The organism is Neobacillus sedimentimangrovi (genome assembly GCF_010614825.1).
Lineage (GTDB): Bacteria > Bacillota > Bacilli > Bacillales > Cytobacillaceae > Neobacillus > Neobacillus thermocopriae.
In genome coordinates this window covers 1-19,435 of the sequence record NZ_JAAFZF010000026.1, presented here as the reverse complement: position 1 = coordinate 19,435, position 19,435 = coordinate 1, and the positions used below count along the sequence as shown (strand labels likewise).

Sequence of the window (19,435 nt, the reverse complement as noted above, 5' to 3'; positions counted from 1 at the left end):
TATGTTAGCTGTTCACTTTGGAGCCGGAAATATTGGCCGGGGATTTATTGGGAATTTACTATATCATTCTGGTTACGAAACATGCTTTGTGGATGTCAACGAAGAAATCGTTCAGCTTCTTAATGAACGAAGAGAATATCGAGTGGTCATTGCTGATTCTTCACAAGAAGAAGTGGTAGTTAAAAATGTCAGGGCAATTAATAGTAAACTTCATCCGGAACAAGTAGTAGAAGCAATAGCCGAAGCGGATATCGTAACTACTGCTATCGGTCCAAATATTTTACCTTTGATAGCAGGGTTAGTAGCGGATGGATTGCGTAAACGATTAGAGAAGTCTGATAAACCTCTTAATATTATTGCTTGTGAAAATATGGTGGGAGGCAGCTCACTTTTAAAAGAGAAGGTTTTTGAACAATTAACAAGCGATGAAAAAGCACAATTTGAAGAACGTTTTGGTTTCCCGGATTCTGCTGTTGACCGAATTGTTCCAAACCAAGTGAATGAAGATAAACTAATGGTCAAAGTTGAGCCGTTTTATGAGTGGGTTGTTGAGGATACAAAAATAGTAGGAGAAAAACCGGACATAACTGGTATTACCTATGTACCTGAATTAGTTCCTTATATTGAACGGAAGCTGTTCACAGTAAATACAGGACATGCATTAGCCGCTTATTTTGGGTACTATTATGGAGTAGAAACCATTAATCAAGCGATGGAGAAAGGACCGATCCATGATTTGGTCTTAGGGGCACTGAAAGAAAGCGGTAAAATGTTAGTTGAAAAATACGGCTTCAGTCAGGAAGCTCACGAACAGTATATTCAAAAAATTATTGGTCGTTTCAGTAACCCATATATTGTAGATGAAGTAACAAGGGTGGGACGTTCTCCGATCCGAAAGCTTGGTCCGAATGACAGATTGGTCAGCCCAGCTAGACAATATTATGAGTTATTTGAAAGTCAGCCTATTCATTTATTAAAAGGAATTGCAGCTGCTCTATTGTATGACTTTCAAGGAGATGAGGAAGCTGTACAAATTCAGTCAATGATTAAGGAGCATGGGCTGGAAGCTGCCATTGAGAAGTTTACTGGATTGGATCCTGCGTCAACTATTTTCAAGGGCATTGTTGAGCAATATAATCAATTAAAACTTGAAAAATAGGAAAAGAGTAAAACCCAAATTTTTCAGCGTTGGATGATGTCCAACGCTGTTTTTTATTAGACTTTTTTGGTTGAGTGCTAGTACTTTTGTTCTTCTTTATAAGATCAATTAACATTAAATTGCCTCATCCCAAAAGGGAGGGGTTTCGGTTTTAATTTGGGCGCTTACGTTTAAAGATCTTAATGAGATAAACAGTGAATAACAATAAAAAATAATATTAAAACGATAAAAATTTATTGTAAAACGATAAATATTGTGGTAAAATTTAAAATGAATGAATATAAAAGAGGTGCTAATTATGAACAGAGGATCCGCACTCTTTTTAAAAATTGCGGTATTTCTTATGGGGGCTCCAGTTTTTGCTCTGGCGATAGTTGGGTTATTTTGGTTACCTAATAATCCAGTCAATCCATCTTATACTCATATCCTTTATCCAATCGTAATTGGAATGTATATTTCAGTAATACCGTATTTTACTGCATTGGTTCAGGCCTTTAAACTTCTAGTGTTAATTGATAGGAACCAGGCATTCTCTGAGTCGGCTGTTAAAGCTCTTAAGATTATTAAATACTGTGCCATGACTTACAGTGGCTTGTATGTGATTATTTTTCCATTTGTTTTCCTCCTTGCCGAACGAGATGATGCTCCGGGTGCTATCTTTATCGGAATGGTTCCTATCTTTGCTTCTATGGTCATCGCAGTCTTCGCTGCCGTTCTTCAAAGACTTTTACAAGAAGCCATTGATATAAAATCAGAAAATGATTTAACAGTTTGAGGTGAAAACAATGGCAATTATCATTAATATTGATGTGATGCTGGCGAAAAGGAAAATGAGTGTAACCGAACTTTCAGAGAAGGTTGGAATCACAATGGCGAACCTTTCGATTTTGAAAAATGGAAAGGCAAAGGCCATTCGATTATCTACTTTAGACGCAATTTGCAAGGCTTTAGATTGTCAGCCTGGGGATATACTAGAATATCGGAGTGATGATGACACCCAAGATTAAAGAATTCAATTCATGGGATGAATAATATAACAATGTTCGTACTGGCTGGGAGTAGTCCCAGTCATTTTTGTTTATTGTTGTTAAGTTTTACCCCTTTGCTTTTACAAATTACTTACCGCTTCTTTTTTATGAAGAAGGTATAACTAGGATGTTTGTCTTTTGCCTTTTGTCGCAATCGTATTTTGAACATTTATTTACAAGTACTTGTATTAGCATTTCCATTATTTTTGAGGGTGACAATTATCACACACAATAGGTCTTTTTTCTTTTATGCTAAAAGTATATCAGATGGTAACATTTTTTCTTTTTGCTCAACTTGAACAGATATGATAAAGGTAAGTCTTCTGAAAACTGGCCACATAAAGGGTTAAAGGAAACGTATAGCTTGTTCGCCAGGTTGCAGAATACTAGTTTTATGAAGAGCTATTCACATTTGAATAGCTTTATTTATTTTAATGTTAAGCCAAAGCCTTTTCATGAGTAATGATAACAGCTACTACTTAGTAAAAATGGATATCTAGATCTGATCAAACAAATCTGCAAATTCAAGATTAGACATGGGACGTAATTATTCTAAAGGACCTATTTTTTTAGAAAATACTATCTAGAATTTAAAAATCCTGTGTCTTTTTAGGATTTTTTAACCAATAATCTTGCATAGGTTAGACATGTTCGTTTCAATAGTAGTGAAGGGAGTTGGGCAAATTGAATTACGACCTCCAAGACTCAATAAAAGATAAAGATTTACTATTGAAAGAGTTAGCAGATATAAAGTTTGCTTTAGATCAATCCTCCATTGTTGCCATAACCGATCAAGATGGAATTATTACTTATGTAAATGAAACATTTTGTAAGATATCTAAGTATAGTAAAAATGAATTAATAGGAAAGACTCACAAAGTGGTTAACTCTGGCTACCATACTAAGGAGTTTTTTAAAGAAATGTGGAATACGATTCAACGAGGTGAGGTATGGAAGGGGGAAATTAAAAATAAAGCGAAGGATGGTTCTTTTTATTGGGTAAAATCAACCATTGTTCCTTTTCTGGATAATGAAGGGAACCCTCACCAATATATTTCCATACGACAAGATATTACAAAACAGAAAGAGATAGAAGAAAAGAACTTTTATTATGTTCATCATGATGCATTAACCGGTCTACGCAATCGTCGTTGCTTTAATAAAGATTTATCGAAATGGATCACAGAAACGGAGCAAATGGCATTGCTTTTTTTAGATTTGAATCGTTTTAAATTTGTCAATGATACGTTAGGGCATAGTATTGGTGATCAAATTTTAAGAGATGTTGCAAAACGCTTATCTGATCACTTGAATGGAAAGTCCGAATTATATCGGTTCGGGGGCGATGAATTTATTATTGTAATAAAGAACCGTACACCTGATGAGGTAAGAACATTGGCGAATGAAATTATCAAGCAGCTTGAAGAACCGTTTTTTCATGAAAAGGAAAAATTGTATCTAGGAGCTGGTATAGGAGTTAGTTTTTTTCCCGATGATGGAAATGATATTGAAAGCCTTGTTATTAAAGCTGATATGGCGATGTATAAAGCAAAAAAAGGGGGAGGACATTTCGTTCAATTCTATACCTCTGATATTTATGAAGAAATGACGAAAACCATCCATTTAGAAGCAGAATTAAGGCAAGCTCTTGAAGAAGAACAATTTAAGCTCCACTACCAACCTCAGGTAGACATAAGCAGCAATAAGATCATTGGAGTTGAAGCATTGATTCGTTGGGAGCATCCAGTGTTAGGAAACATATCTCCATTGGAATTTATCCCTATAGCCGAAGAAACGGGATTAATCGTTCCAATCACTGAATGGGTTTTACGTACTGCTTGTCGACAAAATCAACGTTGGCAAGAATCGGGCATATCTCCATTTATAATAGGAGTAAATATATCATCTAGCTTAGTAAATAAAGATTTAGTCCCAATGGTCAAACGCATCTTAAAAGAGACAAAATTAAAACCAAACTATTTGGAAATAGAACTAACAGAAAGTATTATGCAAGACCCGAAAATCACACTGCCCATTCTAAAAGAGTTAAAGGAATTGGGAATTCGGATATCTATCGATGATTTTGGTACTGGTTATTCTTCTCTTGCTTATTTACGCCAACTTCCAATAGATCGTTTGAAAATAGATAGGTCCTTTATTGATGAAATGAAAAAGGATAATGGTGCAATTGTACAAGCGATAATCGATTTAGGGACTCGCTTATGTCTTAATGTAATTGCGGAAGGGATCGAGACAAATGAACAGTTAGATCTTCTTACCCAACTTAATTGTAAAGAGGGACAAGGTTATTACTTTAGTAGACCTTTATCAAGCAATGAAATTCTTACAGTATTGCAGGGAACTAGCGTAGACAATAATAATTGACCGAAGAAGGAAACGACCCATTCATGTTGTAGTCCTTTATATTTTATAAAATGGAGTGTTTATTTTCGAATTTGAGAACTATCTAGTGTAAGCTCCCTTGTAGCGAAAATTCTTTGTGTTTCCTTTAATTCAGTATAATTACAACTAAGTACAGTACGGGGCTGTCCAGAAAGTTGTATTTTTAAACTCTGGAAGCCTCTTTTCTGTTTCAAATCATGAATATATTAACATTTTTTGAGATTTCATCTTTTTGAAAACCCTCCTAGACTAATATGTTACTTCCCATGGAGCTTACATTTTTCTGATAGATAAGAAAGGATGTGAACCACTACGAGAACTGCTTACTAGCTGTGAGACACCTTCGTCTCCGCCCTTACGATAAGTCAACATCGAATCGCTTACGCTCTTCGTGTTTCCTTTATCTCAGTTGGAGAAGCACCACAAGGTGGGCCCCGTCAGCATCAACATCGCACGACCGAAAGCGGCAGCTTTTGGGAGGAGGCCATACGCAGCTGACCAGGGGGCTTTTGCTTTTCTATGAAACCTAATAGTTTGATAGTACGTAGAAATAATTGGTAATATTTTTTCTGTATTATTCGAGGCGAGGAGATGCGTATGTATTCTGAAGTGCATGAACCCCAAAATTTTTTATCAAAGGATGCCGTAAAAGTTTGGCTCATAAAAGAAACGATTTCTAATGTCATAGGCTTTATGGTGCTTGGTATCCTGCTTTATCTAGACTATCGCTTTTCTTGGAAAGATTGGATTGGCTGGATTCTGATCGGTTTGATTCCGATTACTGTAATAGGTGCGGTCTGGTCCTGGATAAGCCCGTATTTCCTATATAAAAGTTGGCGCTATGATGTCGATGAAGAGTTTTTACAACTGAAATCAGGGGTATGGAATGAAAAGCATCAACTTGTTCCAATGACAAAAATCCAATCGGTGGCCACTATTCAGGGACCTTTGCTCAGAAAATATGGACTTTGTAAGGTGGCAGTTGAAACGATGGGGTCATCTCATGTTATTCCAGCCCTCTCAAAGGAGCAGGCAATCAAGTTACGGGAACAAATTGCTCAATATGCCAAAATCAAGGAAGTGGAATCATAATGAGAACGAAACGATTTCATCCACTTCTTATGGTATTTGAGGTATGGCAGCTGTTAAAGAATACTTTTTTCCTTGTTATCTTTTTATTTATTATGAAGGCGAATTCACATTCTCTTTATATTAAATATGGTAGAATCATTTTTATCATTTTTCTAGGTCTAGCTTTACTTTATATTGTTTTAAAATGGATGACACATACATACGCACTGGATGATCGGTCCTTTCACCTTTATCAGGGAGTTTTCAGTAAAACGGAACGGACGATTCCCTTTTCAAAAATTCAAAATGTTACTCGTCATACCACACTCTTTCATCGGCTTTTTCAAGTGACTTCTATTAGCTTTGAAACAGGGATGAACGGTGAAGATGCAGCTGTTAAATTTGATGTAGTTTCCCAAACAGAAGCCAATCAAATGGAAGAACATATGGCCAGGGCTTTGCGTGGAGCTGTACCAGATGCTGAAATCATTGAACGAATGGAGGAAGATTCTGATTCAAGTCGAATCATTCACTTTAAACCGACGAAAAGGGATGTTTTAAGAGCTAGTTTTACTTCTTTCAGTTTTTTTGTGATAATTCCTATTTTGACTTCGTTTTATTTTAAAATAGATGAAATCTTTCATGTTAATAAAGAGGCGGAAGGGATTTTTTACAATATCATTAGCTCATGGTGGCTTTTGACAATAATGGTTATCGTATTTATCATTATTTCTGTCACTTTTGGAATGGTCTGGACATTTTTTAAATACGGTAAGTATGAGATTTCCTCCGATCAGGATCGAATTTATATTGCAAAAGGTATCATTGAGGAGACAGCCTTTTCCATTGCAAAAGATAGAGTACAAGCAGTTGATATTGATCAGTCCTTTATGAAACGATGGCTCGGGCTGGCTGAAGTAAAGTTGACAAGTGCTGGAGGCCTTGATATAGGAGAAGAAAAATCAGAAGTCAACTCTCTCTATCCTTTTCTTCCGAAAGAACGGGCTTATGAAATGATTGCTGAAATTTTACCAGCATACAAAATCATCCCACAAATGCAACGGCTTCCCAAAAAATCTTTATGGGTTCGATTGTTAAGGCCGTACTGGATTTGGGGGATTGTCACTATCGTCCTTTATTATTTTAAACCTGAAGTATGGGGAGTAGAGCAGGCTTGGTGGTTGGTATCAGCCATCTTGTTGTTTATCAATATTGCTCTTAGGTGGATTAATTTTTCGAATACTCAATATGTCTTACATGACGGTTTTATTCAGCTAAAGACAGGTAGTTTGACTACTTCTTTATTTGTTACTAAAAGAGATAAAGTCATTGAAATTGAAATTACCCGTAACATATTTCAAAAGTGGCTAGGTCTTGCCTCTATAGAAATGGTTAATCGGTCCAAGCCAGTTAAACATAGTGGAATAAAGGATGTGCCTGTAGAATTTGCAGATGCTTTTTACCAGTGGTATTTAGGAAGGAAAATGGATATTACGATTAAATAAGGATCCAGTCTTCGTTTCATTTAAAGCAAGGTTGTTCATTGTACGTTTAAAAAAATGGAAGTTAAAAAAGTATACGAGGAAATTTATGTTATTCATTGAATAAATTAATAAAGGGCATTGTCCCAATTTTTTTGAGAGGAGAGTTTGGGAACCATGACAAAAAAAGTGCTCATTTTAGCAGGGGATGCAGTCGAAGCGTTAGAAATCTATTATCCTTATTTTCGCTGTTTGGAAGAAGGGTATGATGTGCAAATTGCTGCACCATCAAATAAGAAGTTGCAGACAGTAGTCCATGATTTTATTGGTTGGGATACTTACACAGAAAGCAAGGGATACTTAATTGAATCGCATGTGGCTTTTGAAAATGTCAAACCGGAAGAATATGACGGTCTGATTATTCCAGGAGGAAGAGCACCGGAGTATATTCGCCTCAATGAAAATGTTCCTAGGATTGTTGCGCACTTCTTTGAAACCAACAAACCAGTAGGGGCAATTTGTCATGCTAGTCTCGTTCTCAGTACTGTAAGTCAGTATTTAGAAGGTCGTGAGATGACTGCATATATTGCCTGTAAACCGGATGTAGAAGCAGCAGGAGCGACCTATATAGAAAACCATCTACATGTAGAAGGAAATCTAGTTTCCGGTCATGCATGGCCTGATCTTCCAGGTTTTATGAAAGAGTTTATTAAATTATTAAATCATTAATAATATGAATAAACAAAAAATCGGCGGGGGTTTATTGACTCCCGCCGTTGTATTTATGCTGTTTCCTTTGAACGATCTTTTTCTAATAATACGATGATACCTGGTAATAAGATTCCTCTGATTAAGAAGGTGTCAAGCAAAATTCCAACCGCGACAATAAAGCCGAAAACGAATAGCAACTCAATAGGCTGGGTCATTAACACAGCAAAAGTTGCAGCTAGAATAATACCCGCAGAAGAGATTACCCCACCTGTGCTAGAAACCGCGATTTCTATTGCTTTTTTAACAGAATGCTTTCTTCTTTCTTCCTGGAATCTTGAAATGAGTATAATATTATAGTCAATTCCGAGAGCAACCAAGAAGACAAACGCATATAATGGCACGCGGTTTGCAATAGAATCTATGTCAAAGAATAGCTCGGTTAGGAACATACCTAAACCTAATGCTGCTAGAAAAGAAACAAGAATGGTTCCCATCATGTAAATCGGCATTTTGAATGATTTTGTTAGGACAATTAACAACAAGAAAATTAATAAGGTTTCAAGTAATACAATGATAATAACATCTCTATTATTGGCTGTTCGGTCATCGACCTTAGTAGCTGTTTCTCCAGCGAAATATAGGTTACCATCAAGACCGCTATCTTCAGTGATTTGTTCTGCATTATCAATAATTTTCTCTAAAGCGTTAATTGTCTTTAGAGAGTACGGACTTTCTTGGAAGGTAAGGCTATAATTTACCACTTTGCCGTCCTTTGTAATACCATTTATTCGTACATTGCTGACTAATAGCTGGTCCGTGAGAGCAGTTTTTAATGCTTCTTGCTTCTCAGCGGAAACTGTCTCAGAACTTTCAAATATAACTGTTGTTGGTGCAAGGTCACCTTTTTCAAACTTTTTCTCTAAAATTTCATAGCCTTGACGAGAAGGCATATCTTCCGGAAAAGATTTCATCGTGTCAAACTCATATTTTAGATTAAACATATTAGTTGCAGATAAAACCAAAATGAGCCCGATCACTGCTACGGATAGGCCAGGTTTCTTTACAACAAAGCGGCCAACCTTGCTCCAAAATGAATGGTGCTGGATTGATTCCTCCCCAACCTTTGGGATTTTTGGCCAAAAAGATTTTCTGCCAAAAAGGGTAAATAAAGCCGGTACAAGTGTAACCGAAGCTAGCATGATGATGACCATGATGGCAGCAAAGGTTGGAGCAAAGTTGTTGTAATCGCCAAGTTGGGCAAAAAATAGTACTAGCATGGCTGCTAGAACGGTTCCCCCGGAAAAGAAGACAGGCATGCCTGTTTCTCTCATGGCAGCTTTCATGGCAGCAAATTTATCTTGGTGATTCTTCAGCTCTTCGCGAAATCGTGAAAATACGAATAAAGAGTAATCAATTACCGCAGCAAATAATAGGATTGAGCCGATAGAAATAGTCTGGTTGCTTAATTGAAGACCAGCTTTACCCATAAACCCAAGAGTTTGCATTACCACTTGATAAACAAAGACTGCTGCAATAAGTGGAATCATTGCCAATAACGGAGAACGATAAATGATAATTAATAGAACAAGAATTAAACCAACTGTTGAAAATAGTAGGACAAGATCTGCCCTTGAAAATAGGTCAAGTGAGTCAGTTGCAATTCCGGCAGGACCTGTCACATACAATGTTAAATTGGATGTTGAATCTTCTACGGTGTTAATAATTTTTTCTTTAACCTTTTTGATTTCTTTCGTTTCTAAAGAAGCATCAAAAGTTAACGGGATGATCGCAGTCGTTTTGTCGTCTGAGAAAAAGCTCGCTGCTGCTTGAGGCGGAATAGAAGAAAGTGGAACCACTTGATCTATTCCATTGATATTTTTACTTTCAATTTTATCTACAATGGATACTAATTCCTTATACTCTAATTCACCTTTGTTGGATTGGAAAACCAAAATGGCTGGGGTTCCGTCATTATTAGGAAAATATTGGTCCACTTTTTTTTGGGCAATGACCGACTTGGCATCTTCAGGAAGAGAATCTATTCTGGATACCTCATAATCCTTAGCATTAGGGGCAAGAACACTCAAAACAATCGTAATAATTAACCAAATGGCTAAGGTCGTCCACATCCCTTTTTTGGTTGCAACCCAATCTGTAAGTTTATTGAGCAAAGATTTCATGGTTTTCTCCCTTCATAAAGTCTTAAAGTAACAGTGATGTCACTTTAGGTAAAAAAATGATACTCATAATACCATCATTATCTTTTAAAGTGACGGTAGTGTCAATTTAATTATTTGTGAACATTCCATTTTTGATAATCTCCTTGATCGACTCTATCCACTGCTTTTTCGGGATGTTAGCATGATTAGGAATGGTAATTGTTTGGAGAATAAATCCTAAAATTAAAGGATCTGGTATTTGAGCTTTAAGCTTTTTTTCCTTCCTGCCTAGATCAATAAAGTTTTGTAAACAATCGTACATGTGTAAATGAAGTGCCTCTAGTTTTTCTTTGTTTTTCGCAACTCTTTCACTGATATTTGCAGGGATTTGCCGGCCAATATTAATAAGCTTTGTAATTTCTGTATCACTGAAAATAAGATTTAGCAAAAAGTCAAATTGAGCTTCAAAGCTTTCATATTTTTTCATATGATCTAATTTAAGAAGGTATTCATTCATTTCAGAAATCATGTATTCTGTAATTAATTCTTCTTTGTTTTCAAAGTATTTATATATAGCCCCTCTAGAGACCTCTAATCGGTCGGCTAATAAACTAACAGTAAATCCTTCATAGCCATGAATAAGCAGAAGCTGTCTTGTTGCTAGATATAAATCATCGGTTGAAAATTTCCGTTCTCGTGCCATTAAGTTCACCTCACAATGTTTCTATTATATTTGAATGAGGGATATATTGAAACTCATTAAAATAATGTGGTCCGTGTTATATAGAAATTTCTCCTCTAGAACAAAGGACTCCCGCCAATTAAGAGAATTAAATTCATACTCATCTTAACTCTTTCATTACTCCAGTATTTCTTAAAAGTACGTTATCAATCAAAGGGTTTTGATATAAAAGAGCACTTTTTCCATTGTTGTATTAACTGTTAAGACTGACAAATAATTTATTAGATTGTAGCATACATTTATTTAAAGCTACTTTTCATCGGAGGGCACATCATGGATGTTATTGTGAGGCGTGGAGACTCTTTATGGTATTATAGCCAACTGTTTCATTTGAATCTTCAACTCATTTTGGATTCAAATCGAGAGCTGCAGCCAAACCAGCTTTCGATTGGACAAAGGATCCGTATTCCTGGTTTTGTTGCTCAGGATTATCAGGTTCAACCTGGAGATTCATTATGGTCAATTGCCCGTAATCGTAACTTACCGCTGGATGCGGTTCTGTTAGTAAATCAAAATATAAATCCAAATCAGCTGCAAGTTGGCCAAATGATAAAAGTGCCAATAAGAATTACTTGGAGACTGGTCCAGGGCAGGCAGTTTTACGATTATACCAAAATGATGAGAGATATTAGACAGCTGCAATCGGTCTATCCATTTATGCAAGTAAGTACAATAGGTGAATCAGTTCTTGGTAATGATATCCCCGAACTGTTGATCGGAAATGGGACAAAAAGGATTCATTATAATGCTTCATTTCATGCTAATGAATGGATAACAACACCAGTTTTAATGACTTTTATTAATGATTATTTATTATCTTTGACAAATCAAAATTTGATTCGTGGTATTGTCACTTCCCGATTATACGAGCAAACTTCTTTATCCATTGTTCCAATGGTGAATCCAGATGGGGTGAGTCTTGTTATTAATGGACCGCCAGAAGCGGAGCCCTGGAGAAGTAGGGTAGTAGAATTAAATAGAGGTCGAACCGATTTTTCTGACTGGAAGGCAAATATTAGAGGGGTTGATTTAAATGATCAATTCCCTGCTAAATGGGAAGAAGAAAGAGCGAGGAATCCTGATGAGCCAGGTCCCCGAGATTATGGGGGTGAACGGCCTCTCTCAGAACCTGAAGCAGTTGCTATGGCAGAGTTAACCCGCCGACGAGATTTTGCAAGAGTATTGGCATTTCATACTCAAGGGAGGGTTATTTACTGGGGATACGAAAACCTCGAACCTCCTGAATCTGAGATCATTGTTAATGAGTTTGCTAGGGTCAGTGGCTATGAACCTGTTAAAACGATTGAAAGCTGGGCAGGTTACAAAGATTGGTTTATCCAAGACTGGCGTCGTCCAGGTTTTACAGTTGAACTTGGAAGAGGAATCAACCCACTGCCGTTGACACAATTTGATGAAATTTATCAGGATGTTTTAGGAATATTCTTGGCTGGTCTTTATATGTAGACTTTTATTTAGTTATTGAAAAAATTATCAAAAGAAGAATATATTGCTATGAACTCCTGGTTGATATGTCAGCTGGGAGTTTTTTAGAAGAATATTTTCATATTAGTAACAGTGGTACGGTTTGTAAAAATATTCCTTTGGACATAATGGATAGCAAACATGTCCTATAGGGGGATGAAAAATGAATAAATTAATTAAAATATCTGATCTCTTTTGGGAAGGCATTAGTCTTTCTCGTGTTTCAAATAAAAATATAGTACGATCTTATCTTTTATTTGTTATTATGGCATTTTTATTTGAGTTGTTTTTACTGGCATTATGGATCGGTACAAGCATTTGGAGTTATTCCTTCGGATACCGACCAAGTTTTGAGTTTTATATTGCCTTTGGAGTGTTGGTTATAATGATGATCATTACAGTTAATTGTATTTGGAGTATATTTTTATCCAAGAAATAATTAAAATTTCCTTTAAAGGGTGAAACATGATCTTTTGTAGGTAAGGTAAGATGTCTTTCTAAAGAATTAGAAGGTAATATTTCTAGCACGAGCACCCTAGAAGGCCAATAATTGACTTTTCTCTCTTCCTTACAATAAAACCACATCAATCTCCTTCGTTTCTACGTATTAACTTTATCTCAGTTTAAGCGCTTAATTATGTAACTGGATACGATCTTTTTGATATTTTCGTCTTATTAGCTAGTGGACTTTGTTCATTTTATGAATCAATGAGTTAAGCAAATAAAATTTTTTCAGGGATCTGGGCGAGGGTCCTTTTCATTTTGATAACAAAATGATATCATAATGATATAAGTAAATCGTTCCAAAAAGGAGTGGTAAGGAATGAAAGAGAGAAATTTGTTTAAAGTAAATGGGTTTATCGGGATTGTTCTATTCCTGTTAGTTGGGGCAGTAGCAGTATTTGGATTTAGACAGTTTATTTTTACGGGGAATGTTCTATTCCTGTTCTTAGCGGGACTGTGTGCCTTGATTTTGTTACTTCTTCTATCAGGATTCACGATTATTCAGCCAAATCAGGCCAAGGTATTTACTTTATTTGGAAGTTATCTTGGTGTTATCAAACAGGAAGGCTTTTGGTTGACCATTCCTTTAACGGTAAGAAAAACAGTGTCTTTGAGAGTTATTAACTTTAACAGTGATAAATTAAAAGTGAATGATTTGGAAGGAAACCCTATTGAAATCGCGGCGGTTGTCGTCTATAAAGTAGTTGATTCAGCAAAAGCAGTATTTGATGTGGAAAATTATAAAGACTTTGTCCATACGCAAAGTGAAACTGGACTGCGTCATATTGCCAGTCAATATCCTTATGATAATATGAATAATGATTATGAAATTTCATTGCGTCAGCACTCTGATGAGGTAGCAGAAGAATTAACAAAAGACTTACAAAAGCGGTTGGAGCTGGCAGGAGTAGAAGTTATTGAAGCCAGAATCATGCATTTGGCATATTCCAGTGAAATTGCTCATGCGATGTTGCAACGACAGCAAGCCAAAGCGGTGCTAGCGGCAAGGAAAGTCATTGTTGACGGAGCGGTATCGATGGTGAAATCGGCCATTGATCAACTAAGTAAAGAGGGAATTGTGGAACTTGATGAAGAAAAGAAAGCACAAATGGTGAATAACTTAATGGTTTCAATCGTTTCCGAGAAGGGGAGCCAGCCGGTAATTAATACAGGCACGATTTACTAAGGGTTGTGATGATGTGGCCGAAAAAAAGAGATTTTTATTGCGCATTGACCAGAAAGTATATGATGCATTAGAAAAATGGGCACAAGATGAATTCCGAAGTGTTAATGCGCAAATTGAGTTAATTATTAAAAAAAGCTTAAAGGAATCCGGAAGGCTGAATTTGGAAAAAAAGAATGACTAAAAAGCGGAGGTACTTGTATCCTTCGCTTTTTTTATAGTTGCTGTTAGTGCCTGCCATAGTTGAAACAGGAATAAGCCTATGCTACAGTAAGAGTAAATATTTTGACCAAAAAACTAATTTAGTCAAATGAAGGGAAGGCGGTCATAGTGGCACCTGATAGAAGAAGGATGATTATTGAAGCAGCAACCAAATCTTTTTCATTATTTGGATATAAAGCGACAACGATGGATCAGGTAGCAAAGCTTGCGAATGTTGGAAAAGGGACCATTTATACATTTTTTAAAAATAAAGAGGAACTATTTGAAGAAATTATCTCTACCCTCGTTAAGGAAATGATTGCGGAAGCAGAGTCAGTGATCAAGCCGGATGTACCTTTTACAGAGAACGTACATCAAGCGCTTTATCGAATCTTAGAATTTCGTTCCCAGCACCAGCTCATGATTAAACTTGTTCAAGAGGAAAAAGAAATGGGAACATTAGCCGTTTCTGAAAAGCTGCAGCATGTGGAAAATGAGATTATTGCGTATTTAAAACAAAAAATTGAAGCGGGGATTGCGAAAGGATCCATTCCACCAGCAGATTCGGAAATAGTAAGCTTTTTATTGTTAAAAATGTATATTGCCCTCGTATCAGATTGGGAGAAACATCATGAACCCCTAAGCTCTAGGCAAATCGCTGATATTATGAAGGGATTTTTATTAAAGGAATGAGAAGAGGACACCAGCCGTCCTCTTCTTCCTTATTGTTTTTTTCTTAAGTTTTCTTGTGCCATTTTGACGAGCTCGCGCACCATACTACCGCCTAATCGGCCTCCTACTTTTCCGGCTTGTTCGGATGTTAGCTGGCCGTTGTAGCCCTTTCTGAGCGGAACTCCAACCTCTGTAGCCGCTTCAAACTTGGCATTCTCTGGACTTGAGGATTGAACAACCTTTGCTTTTAATTGATCCATTGCTTCTCGAGCTTCAGGAACGAGAATTTTATTTCTTCTGGCCATTTGACTCCCTCCTTTCCCTTATTATTTCCCTTTCTAAAAAATTCATTTGAGGAGCTGGATAAATGTTAAAGTATTCAGTATAATAGCATGTAATAAATAGGAAAAATTCAATGAAAAAGAGAGTAATTATCTAGGAAGTCTTAGCGAATCGGGGATGGTGAAAGCCCGGTACGGAATAGATAATGAAGCGCACTTTTGAGAAGCATGTCTGAATTTTAGTAGGGCGTGCCGGAGTATGCTCCGTTATAAAGTCAAGCTGGTTCATTTTGAACAATTAGAGTGGTACCGCGGGAATAACTAGCTCTCGTCTCTTTTTAAAGAGGCGAGAGTTTTTTGCTTTTAATTAACAAAAAAAAGGAGGTCGCTGTGGATGTATTTTAAGAAAGAGCTAGCTGAGATTTTATTTGAAGCGTTGAAGGGAGAAATTCCTGTTCAAGACTTGGAACGTCTGATTGAAAAACCAAAAAACAGTGAGCATGGGGATTTGGCGTTTCCATGTTTCGCGTTGGCCAAACTAAAGAAGAAAGCCCCGAGTCAGATTGCACAGGAATTAAGCGGAAAAATTCAATCCGATACATTTGTAAAAGTTGAGGTTGTCGGTGCTTACTTGAATGTATTTTTAAATAAAAAGCTAGTGGCGGAGCAGGTTATTAATGAAATCATCGCTCAAAAAGGTGATTATGGATCACAGGGGTTTGGACAGGGTGGAATTGTCACCATTGATATGTCTTCTCCCAATATTGCTAAGCCGTTTTCTATGGGGCATTTGCGCTCAACCGTAATCGGCAACTCCATTTCCCTTATTATGGAAAAATGCGGTTACAAGCCGATAAAAATCAATCATTTAGGAGACTGGGGTACTCAGTTTGGTAAATTGATTGCGGCTTATAAACGTTGGGGAGATGCAGAAAAGGTTAAACAGAACCCGATCAAGGAATTATTAGCGTTATATGTTAAATTCCATGAAGAGGCTGAGGGGAATCCAGCACTAGAGGATGAAGGACGCGCCTGGTTTAAAAAGCTTGAAGAGGGGGATAAAGAGGCGTTATCCCTATGGCAATGGTTTCGTGATGAATCGTTAAAGGAATTTTCCAGAATTTATGATTTAATGAATGTGACATTCGATTCTTATGCCGGTGAAGCCTTTTACAACGATAAAATGGACCGAGTCGTGAAAATATTGATGGAAAAACAGCTTTTAACGGAATCCGATCAGGCTCAGGTTGTTTTGCTTGAAGAGGAACAGCTTCCTCCATGTTTAATTAAAAAATCAGATGGGGCTACCCTTTATGCCACACGTGATTTAGCTGCTGCCCTTTACCGTAAGGAAAACTATCATTTTGTCCAATCATTATATGTGGTTGGCCATGAGCAAAGTCTTCACTTTAAACAGTTGATTGCGGTGTTAAAAAAGGCAGGCTATGACTGGGCAGAGGAAATGGTTCATATTCCATTCGGGATGATGTTAAAGGATGGAAAGAAAATGTCCACGCGCAAAGGCAAGGTTGTCCTCCTTGAAGAGGTATTGAATGAATCCATCGCGATAGCGCGCAAAAATATCGAAGAAAAAAATCCAAACCTTGTTAACAAAGATGAAGTGGCGAAACAGGTAGGGGTTGGCGCAGTTATATTCCATGACCTAAAGAATAATCGAATGAACGATATTGAATTTTCTTTGGAAGAAATGCTCCGTTTCGAAGGAGAAACAGGACCTTATCTTCAATATACGTATGCCCGGGCTTGTTCCATTTTACGAAAAGGGAACTGGCAGGATGAATCAACCGAGACATATAAAGCTTCTTGGGAAAAGGAATGGAAGGTTGTAAGCATATTAATGGAATTTTCCAATGTGGTTAAACGTGCTTGTGAAAATTACGATCCTTCTCAAGTGGCAAAATATATTGTTGACCTAGCACAAGCTTTCAATAAATATTATGCGGAAGTAAAAGTACTTGAAGAAAATGAGGAGCGCTATGCTCGTTTGGCACTTGTATATTCCGTGACGGTAGTGATTAAAGAGGGCTTGCGATTATTAGGAATGGAAGCACCGGAGGAAATGTAATGCCTTTTGCTTAACCATTGGATGATTATGGTATAAAATAGAGCTGTAATTATGGTGAGGGGAGCGGATCAAATGAGCGAATTATTGTTCAAACATTTTGAGACAACAAGAAGTTATTTTCTAAAAAACGTGGAGGCTTTGGAAGAGAGTATAGTAGATGTTCAGCCTGAAGGATTTAATAATACTTTACATTGGCAAGTTGGTCACGTATTAACTGTGACGGAACAATTTATGTTTGGTTTTCCAAAAAAATCAGCTCACTTACCTGAAAATTATTTAGAATTATTTGGGAATGGGACAAAACCAGCTGATTGGCAAGGGGATGTACCTTCTGTTCAAGTATTGGTTGAGCAGTTGAAGGAACAACTTAAGCGCATCAAAGAAATTCCAGCAGAAAGCTTCCAAACTAAATTGAAAGCTCCGATCCTTGGTCAAGAAACTTTTGGGGAACTTGCGAACTTTTCCATCTTCCATGAAGCCATGCATCTAGGGCAAATTCAATCTATGAAGCGCCTGATTCAAGCAAAGCAAACAAAATAAATGAAAAAGACGTTTCTACTTATTGTAGAAGCGTTTTTTATTATGTTTGTAAATTGTATAGCCTACAATTGAATTTTTCGAGATATACATCCTTTGGTATAATAGGGCTAGTATTATGAATAGGAGCGTTTATCATGAGTCTTTATTTTGCATCCTGTAAGGCACCTTTTGGAAACATATGGGTGATTGCAGATGAAAAAGGTATTAGCAGAATCGAACTGTTTGAAGAGGATTGGGTTCAATTTTGGGGAAAAAATCCAGATATAAAAGAGGGTTCAGAATGTTGTAATGAAGCCGTCCGCCAATTGGACGAATACTTTTGCGGAAAGCGGAAAGAATTTGATTTGCCCCTTTCAATAGAAGGAACTGCTTTTCGAAAACAAGTCTGGAAAGCACTTCAACAGATTCCCTATGGAGAAGTGAGAAGCTATTCGGATGTCGCTGAAATGATTGGGAATCCCAAAGCAATACGAGCCGTCGGGCAGGCGAATCGGTCAAATCAAATTCCCATCATTATCCCGTGTCATCGTGTCATAGGGAAAAATGGTAATTTAGTCGGGTATGCCGGTAGTAACACACCAATTAAAAAATTACTTTTGGAGCTAGAAGGTTACCTTCCATTAAGTACGTAGAAGTGAAAAGTTTGCAAGAGTCGGGTAAGAAAACGTACACTTGATTAGAAGTTTAGCAATCACCTACAGTACTATTTAAAGTTCGAGGTTAATCCATATAAAGAGGTTATGAACAACCTTTTCGTTCGCCCCTTGTTCTACGCTCTTATAGTGGTACACGGTGGGATAAAAGCCTGGGAGATACTGTTTAACAGTTACCCTAGGCTTTTTTGTGTCATTTTTTCAAAGGAGTGAGGGAAATGAATTTCCATTGGATGAAGGTGTTTTTTGCTGCATTTTTCGAGGTATTTTGGGTAATTGGTTTAAAACATGCCGATGATATCTGGACATGGTCAGGGACGGTTGTTTCGATTTTAATTAGTTTTTATGCACTGATTGCTGCTGGGAATAAGCTTCCGGTTGGAACGGTTTATGCCGTTTTTGTTGGTCTAGGAACAGCCGGAACCGTCATTTCCGAAATTCTCTTTTTCGGAGAACCGTTTGATATAATAAAAATTCTATTAATTATGGTTCTGCTAGTAGGAGTTATCGGATTGAAGTTCGTGACGAAAGAACATATTGAGAAAGGAGCGGACTCATAATGGCGTGGATTTCATTAGTTATCGCAGGTTTATGTGAAATGTTTGGCGTGGCGATGATTAATAAAGTACATAGGGAGCGAAATTGGAAATCATATCTATTATTATTAGCGGGTTTTGGTGGGAGCTTCCTATTTCTTGCCTATGCTATGAAGACTTTGCCGATGGGAACGGCTTATGCCATTTGGACTGGAATCGGAGCGTCTGGCGGAGCCATTCTAGGAATGTTGTTTTACGGAGAATCTAAGGATTGGAAGCGAGTGGTCTTTATTGCCATGGTATTAGGGGCCGCCATTGGATTAAAGCTTGCGTCCTAAATGAAAGCTTATTATAAAGTAAATTACTTGTTCGCGTGATGGAATGTTTGTAATTGATTGATAGAACCTTTTATTGAAGGTTCTCCGTCAAATGTTGGGGTGGTAAAGAAATCAGGCCACCCCTATCCTATATGTAGACCCATTCCTTTATACTGATGTCTCAATAAGATTCTTGCTCGAAATCTCTTGAAGTTTTTATATCCAT

The 19,435-nt window shown here is 37.1% G+C and carries 20 protein-coding genes and 1 other annotated feature; of the genes, 17 read left to right on the top strand and 3 right to left on the bottom strand.

Going from position 1 to position 19,435, the window contains the following annotated elements:
* The first annotated feature begins 1 nt into the window (after position 1).
* The 7 genes from GZA11_RS09975 (at position 2) to GZA11_RS09945 (ending at position 7,871) form a co-directional block, all read left to right on the top strand.
* Positions 2-1,159, top strand: a complete 1,158-nt coding sequence (locus GZA11_RS09975) for a mannitol-1-phosphate 5-dehydrogenase (RefSeq protein ID WP_163183661.1) — start codon at positions 2-4, stop codon at positions 1,157-1,159.
* A 298-nt stretch (positions 1,160-1,457) separates the two neighbouring features.
* Positions 1,458-1,934, top strand: a complete 477-nt coding sequence (locus GZA11_RS09970; protein WP_163183659.1) for a DUF2975 domain-containing protein — start codon at positions 1,458-1,460, stop codon at positions 1,932-1,934.
* Between the two features lie 10 nt (positions 1,935-1,944).
* Positions 1,945-2,166 (top strand): helix-turn-helix domain-containing protein, encoded by a 222-nt coding sequence (locus GZA11_RS09965; protein ID WP_038538685.1) that lies wholly within the window; start codon positions 1,945-1,947, stop codon positions 2,164-2,166.
* 705 nt (positions 2,167-2,871) lie between these two features.
* The gene (locus GZA11_RS09960) at positions 2,872-4,572 is read left to right on the top strand and encodes a GGDEF domain-containing phosphodiesterase (RefSeq protein ID WP_163183658.1); all 1,701 of its coding nucleotides are present in this window, start codon (positions 2,872-2,874) and stop codon (positions 4,570-4,572) included.
* Between the two features lie 615 nt (positions 4,573-5,187).
* Positions 5,188-5,682, top strand: coding sequence for a PH domain-containing protein (locus GZA11_RS09955; protein WP_038538688.1), 495 nt, complete (start codon positions 5,188-5,190; stop codon positions 5,680-5,682).
* Positions 5,682-7,166, top strand: coding sequence for a PH domain-containing protein (locus GZA11_RS09950; protein ID WP_163183656.1), 1,485 nt, complete (start codon positions 5,682-5,684; stop codon positions 7,164-7,166). Before GZA11_RS09955 ends, GZA11_RS09950 begins: the two co-directional genes overlap by 1 nt.
* A gap of 153 nt (positions 7,167-7,319) precedes the next feature.
* A complete protein-coding gene (locus GZA11_RS09945; RefSeq protein WP_163183648.1) occupies positions 7,320-7,871 on the top strand; it encodes a DJ-1/PfpI family protein in 552 nt (183 codons plus the stop codon).
* Between the two features lie 53 nt (positions 7,872-7,924).
* Here the strand turns inward: GZA11_RS09945 and GZA11_RS09940 are convergent, their stop codons facing one another.
* Together GZA11_RS09940 and GZA11_RS09935 are read right to left on the bottom strand one after the other, a co-directional pair.
* Positions 7,925-10,033 carry an MMPL family transporter gene (locus tag GZA11_RS09940; protein ID WP_163183646.1) on the bottom strand — a complete coding sequence of 703 codons (2,109 nt, stop codon included), beginning with the start codon at positions 10,031-10,033 and terminating at the stop codon, positions 7,925-7,927.
* A 106-nt stretch (positions 10,034-10,139) separates the two neighbouring features.
* A complete protein-coding gene (locus GZA11_RS09935; protein WP_038538700.1) occupies positions 10,140-10,715 on the bottom strand; it encodes a TetR/AcrR family transcriptional regulator in 576 nt (191 codons plus the stop codon).
* Positions 10,716-11,027: 312 nt separating this feature from the next.
* Between GZA11_RS09935 and GZA11_RS09930 the strand changes: the two genes are divergently transcribed.
* The 5 genes from GZA11_RS09930 to GZA11_RS09910 all read left to right on the top strand — a co-directional run bounded on the left by GZA11_RS09930 (position 11,028) and on the right by GZA11_RS09910 (position 14,817).
* Positions 11,028-12,218 carry a M14 family metallopeptidase gene (locus GZA11_RS09930; RefSeq protein WP_163183645.1) on the top strand — a complete coding sequence of 397 codons (1,191 nt, stop codon included), beginning with the start codon at positions 11,028-11,030 and terminating at the stop codon, positions 12,216-12,218.
* A gap of 181 nt (positions 12,219-12,399) precedes the next feature.
* Positions 12,400-12,675 carry a hypothetical protein gene (locus GZA11_RS09925; protein WP_163183643.1) on the top strand — a complete coding sequence of 92 codons (276 nt, stop codon included), beginning with the start codon at positions 12,400-12,402 and terminating at the stop codon, positions 12,673-12,675.
* Positions 12,676-13,059: 384 nt separating this feature from the next.
* The gene (locus GZA11_RS09920) at positions 13,060-13,926 is read left to right on the top strand and encodes an SPFH domain-containing protein (RefSeq protein WP_163183641.1); all 867 of its coding nucleotides are present in this window, start codon (positions 13,060-13,062) and stop codon (positions 13,924-13,926) included.
* A gap of 13 nt (positions 13,927-13,939) precedes the next feature.
* Positions 13,940-14,107, top strand: a complete 168-nt coding sequence (locus GZA11_RS09915) for an Arc family DNA-binding protein (protein WP_081905117.1) — start codon at positions 13,940-13,942, stop codon at positions 14,105-14,107.
* A gap of 146 nt (positions 14,108-14,253) precedes the next feature.
* Positions 14,254-14,817, top strand: coding sequence for a TetR/AcrR family transcriptional regulator (locus GZA11_RS09910; protein ID WP_038538713.1), 564 nt, complete (start codon positions 14,254-14,256; stop codon positions 14,815-14,817).
* A 29-nt stretch (positions 14,818-14,846) separates the two neighbouring features.
* Here GZA11_RS09910 and GZA11_RS09905 read toward each other — a convergent pair whose 3' ends face one another.
* Positions 14,847-15,101, bottom strand: coding sequence for an alpha/beta-type small acid-soluble spore protein (locus GZA11_RS09905; protein ID WP_038538716.1), 255 nt, complete (start codon positions 15,099-15,101; stop codon positions 14,847-14,849).
* Positions 15,102-15,202: 101 nt separating this feature from the next.
* Positions 15,203-15,416 (top strand) — a binding site (T-box leader).
* A gap of 55 nt (positions 15,417-15,471) precedes the next feature.
* Here GZA11_RS09905 and argS point away from each other — a divergent pair.
* The 5 genes from argS (at position 15,472) to GZA11_RS09880 (ending at position 19,230) form a co-directional block, all read left to right on the top strand.
* Entirely contained in the window at positions 15,472-17,163 is a 1,692-nt protein-coding gene (gene argS / locus GZA11_RS09900; protein WP_163183639.1) for an arginine--tRNA ligase, read from the top strand.
* A 72-nt stretch (positions 17,164-17,235) separates the two neighbouring features.
* The gene (locus GZA11_RS09895) at positions 17,236-17,703 is read left to right on the top strand and encodes a DinB family protein (protein WP_038538722.1); all 468 of its coding nucleotides are present in this window, start codon (positions 17,236-17,238) and stop codon (positions 17,701-17,703) included.
* Positions 17,704-17,837: 134 nt separating this feature from the next.
* Positions 17,838-18,335 carry a methylated-DNA--[protein]-cysteine S-methyltransferase gene (locus tag GZA11_RS09890; protein WP_038538725.1) on the top strand — a complete coding sequence of 166 codons (498 nt, stop codon included), beginning with the start codon at positions 17,838-17,840 and terminating at the stop codon, positions 18,333-18,335.
* A gap of 239 nt (positions 18,336-18,574) precedes the next feature.
* Positions 18,575-18,916 carry a DMT family transporter gene (locus GZA11_RS09885; protein ID WP_038538727.1) on the top strand — a complete coding sequence of 114 codons (342 nt, stop codon included), beginning with the start codon at positions 18,575-18,577 and terminating at the stop codon, positions 18,914-18,916.
* Positions 18,916-19,230 carry a DMT family transporter gene (locus tag GZA11_RS09880; RefSeq protein WP_163183637.1) on the top strand — a complete coding sequence of 105 codons (315 nt, stop codon included), beginning with the start codon at positions 18,916-18,918 and terminating at the stop codon, positions 19,228-19,230. The genes GZA11_RS09885 and GZA11_RS09880 overlap by 1 nt, the downstream gene beginning before the upstream one ends.
* Positions 19,231-19,435 lie beyond the last annotated feature (205 nt).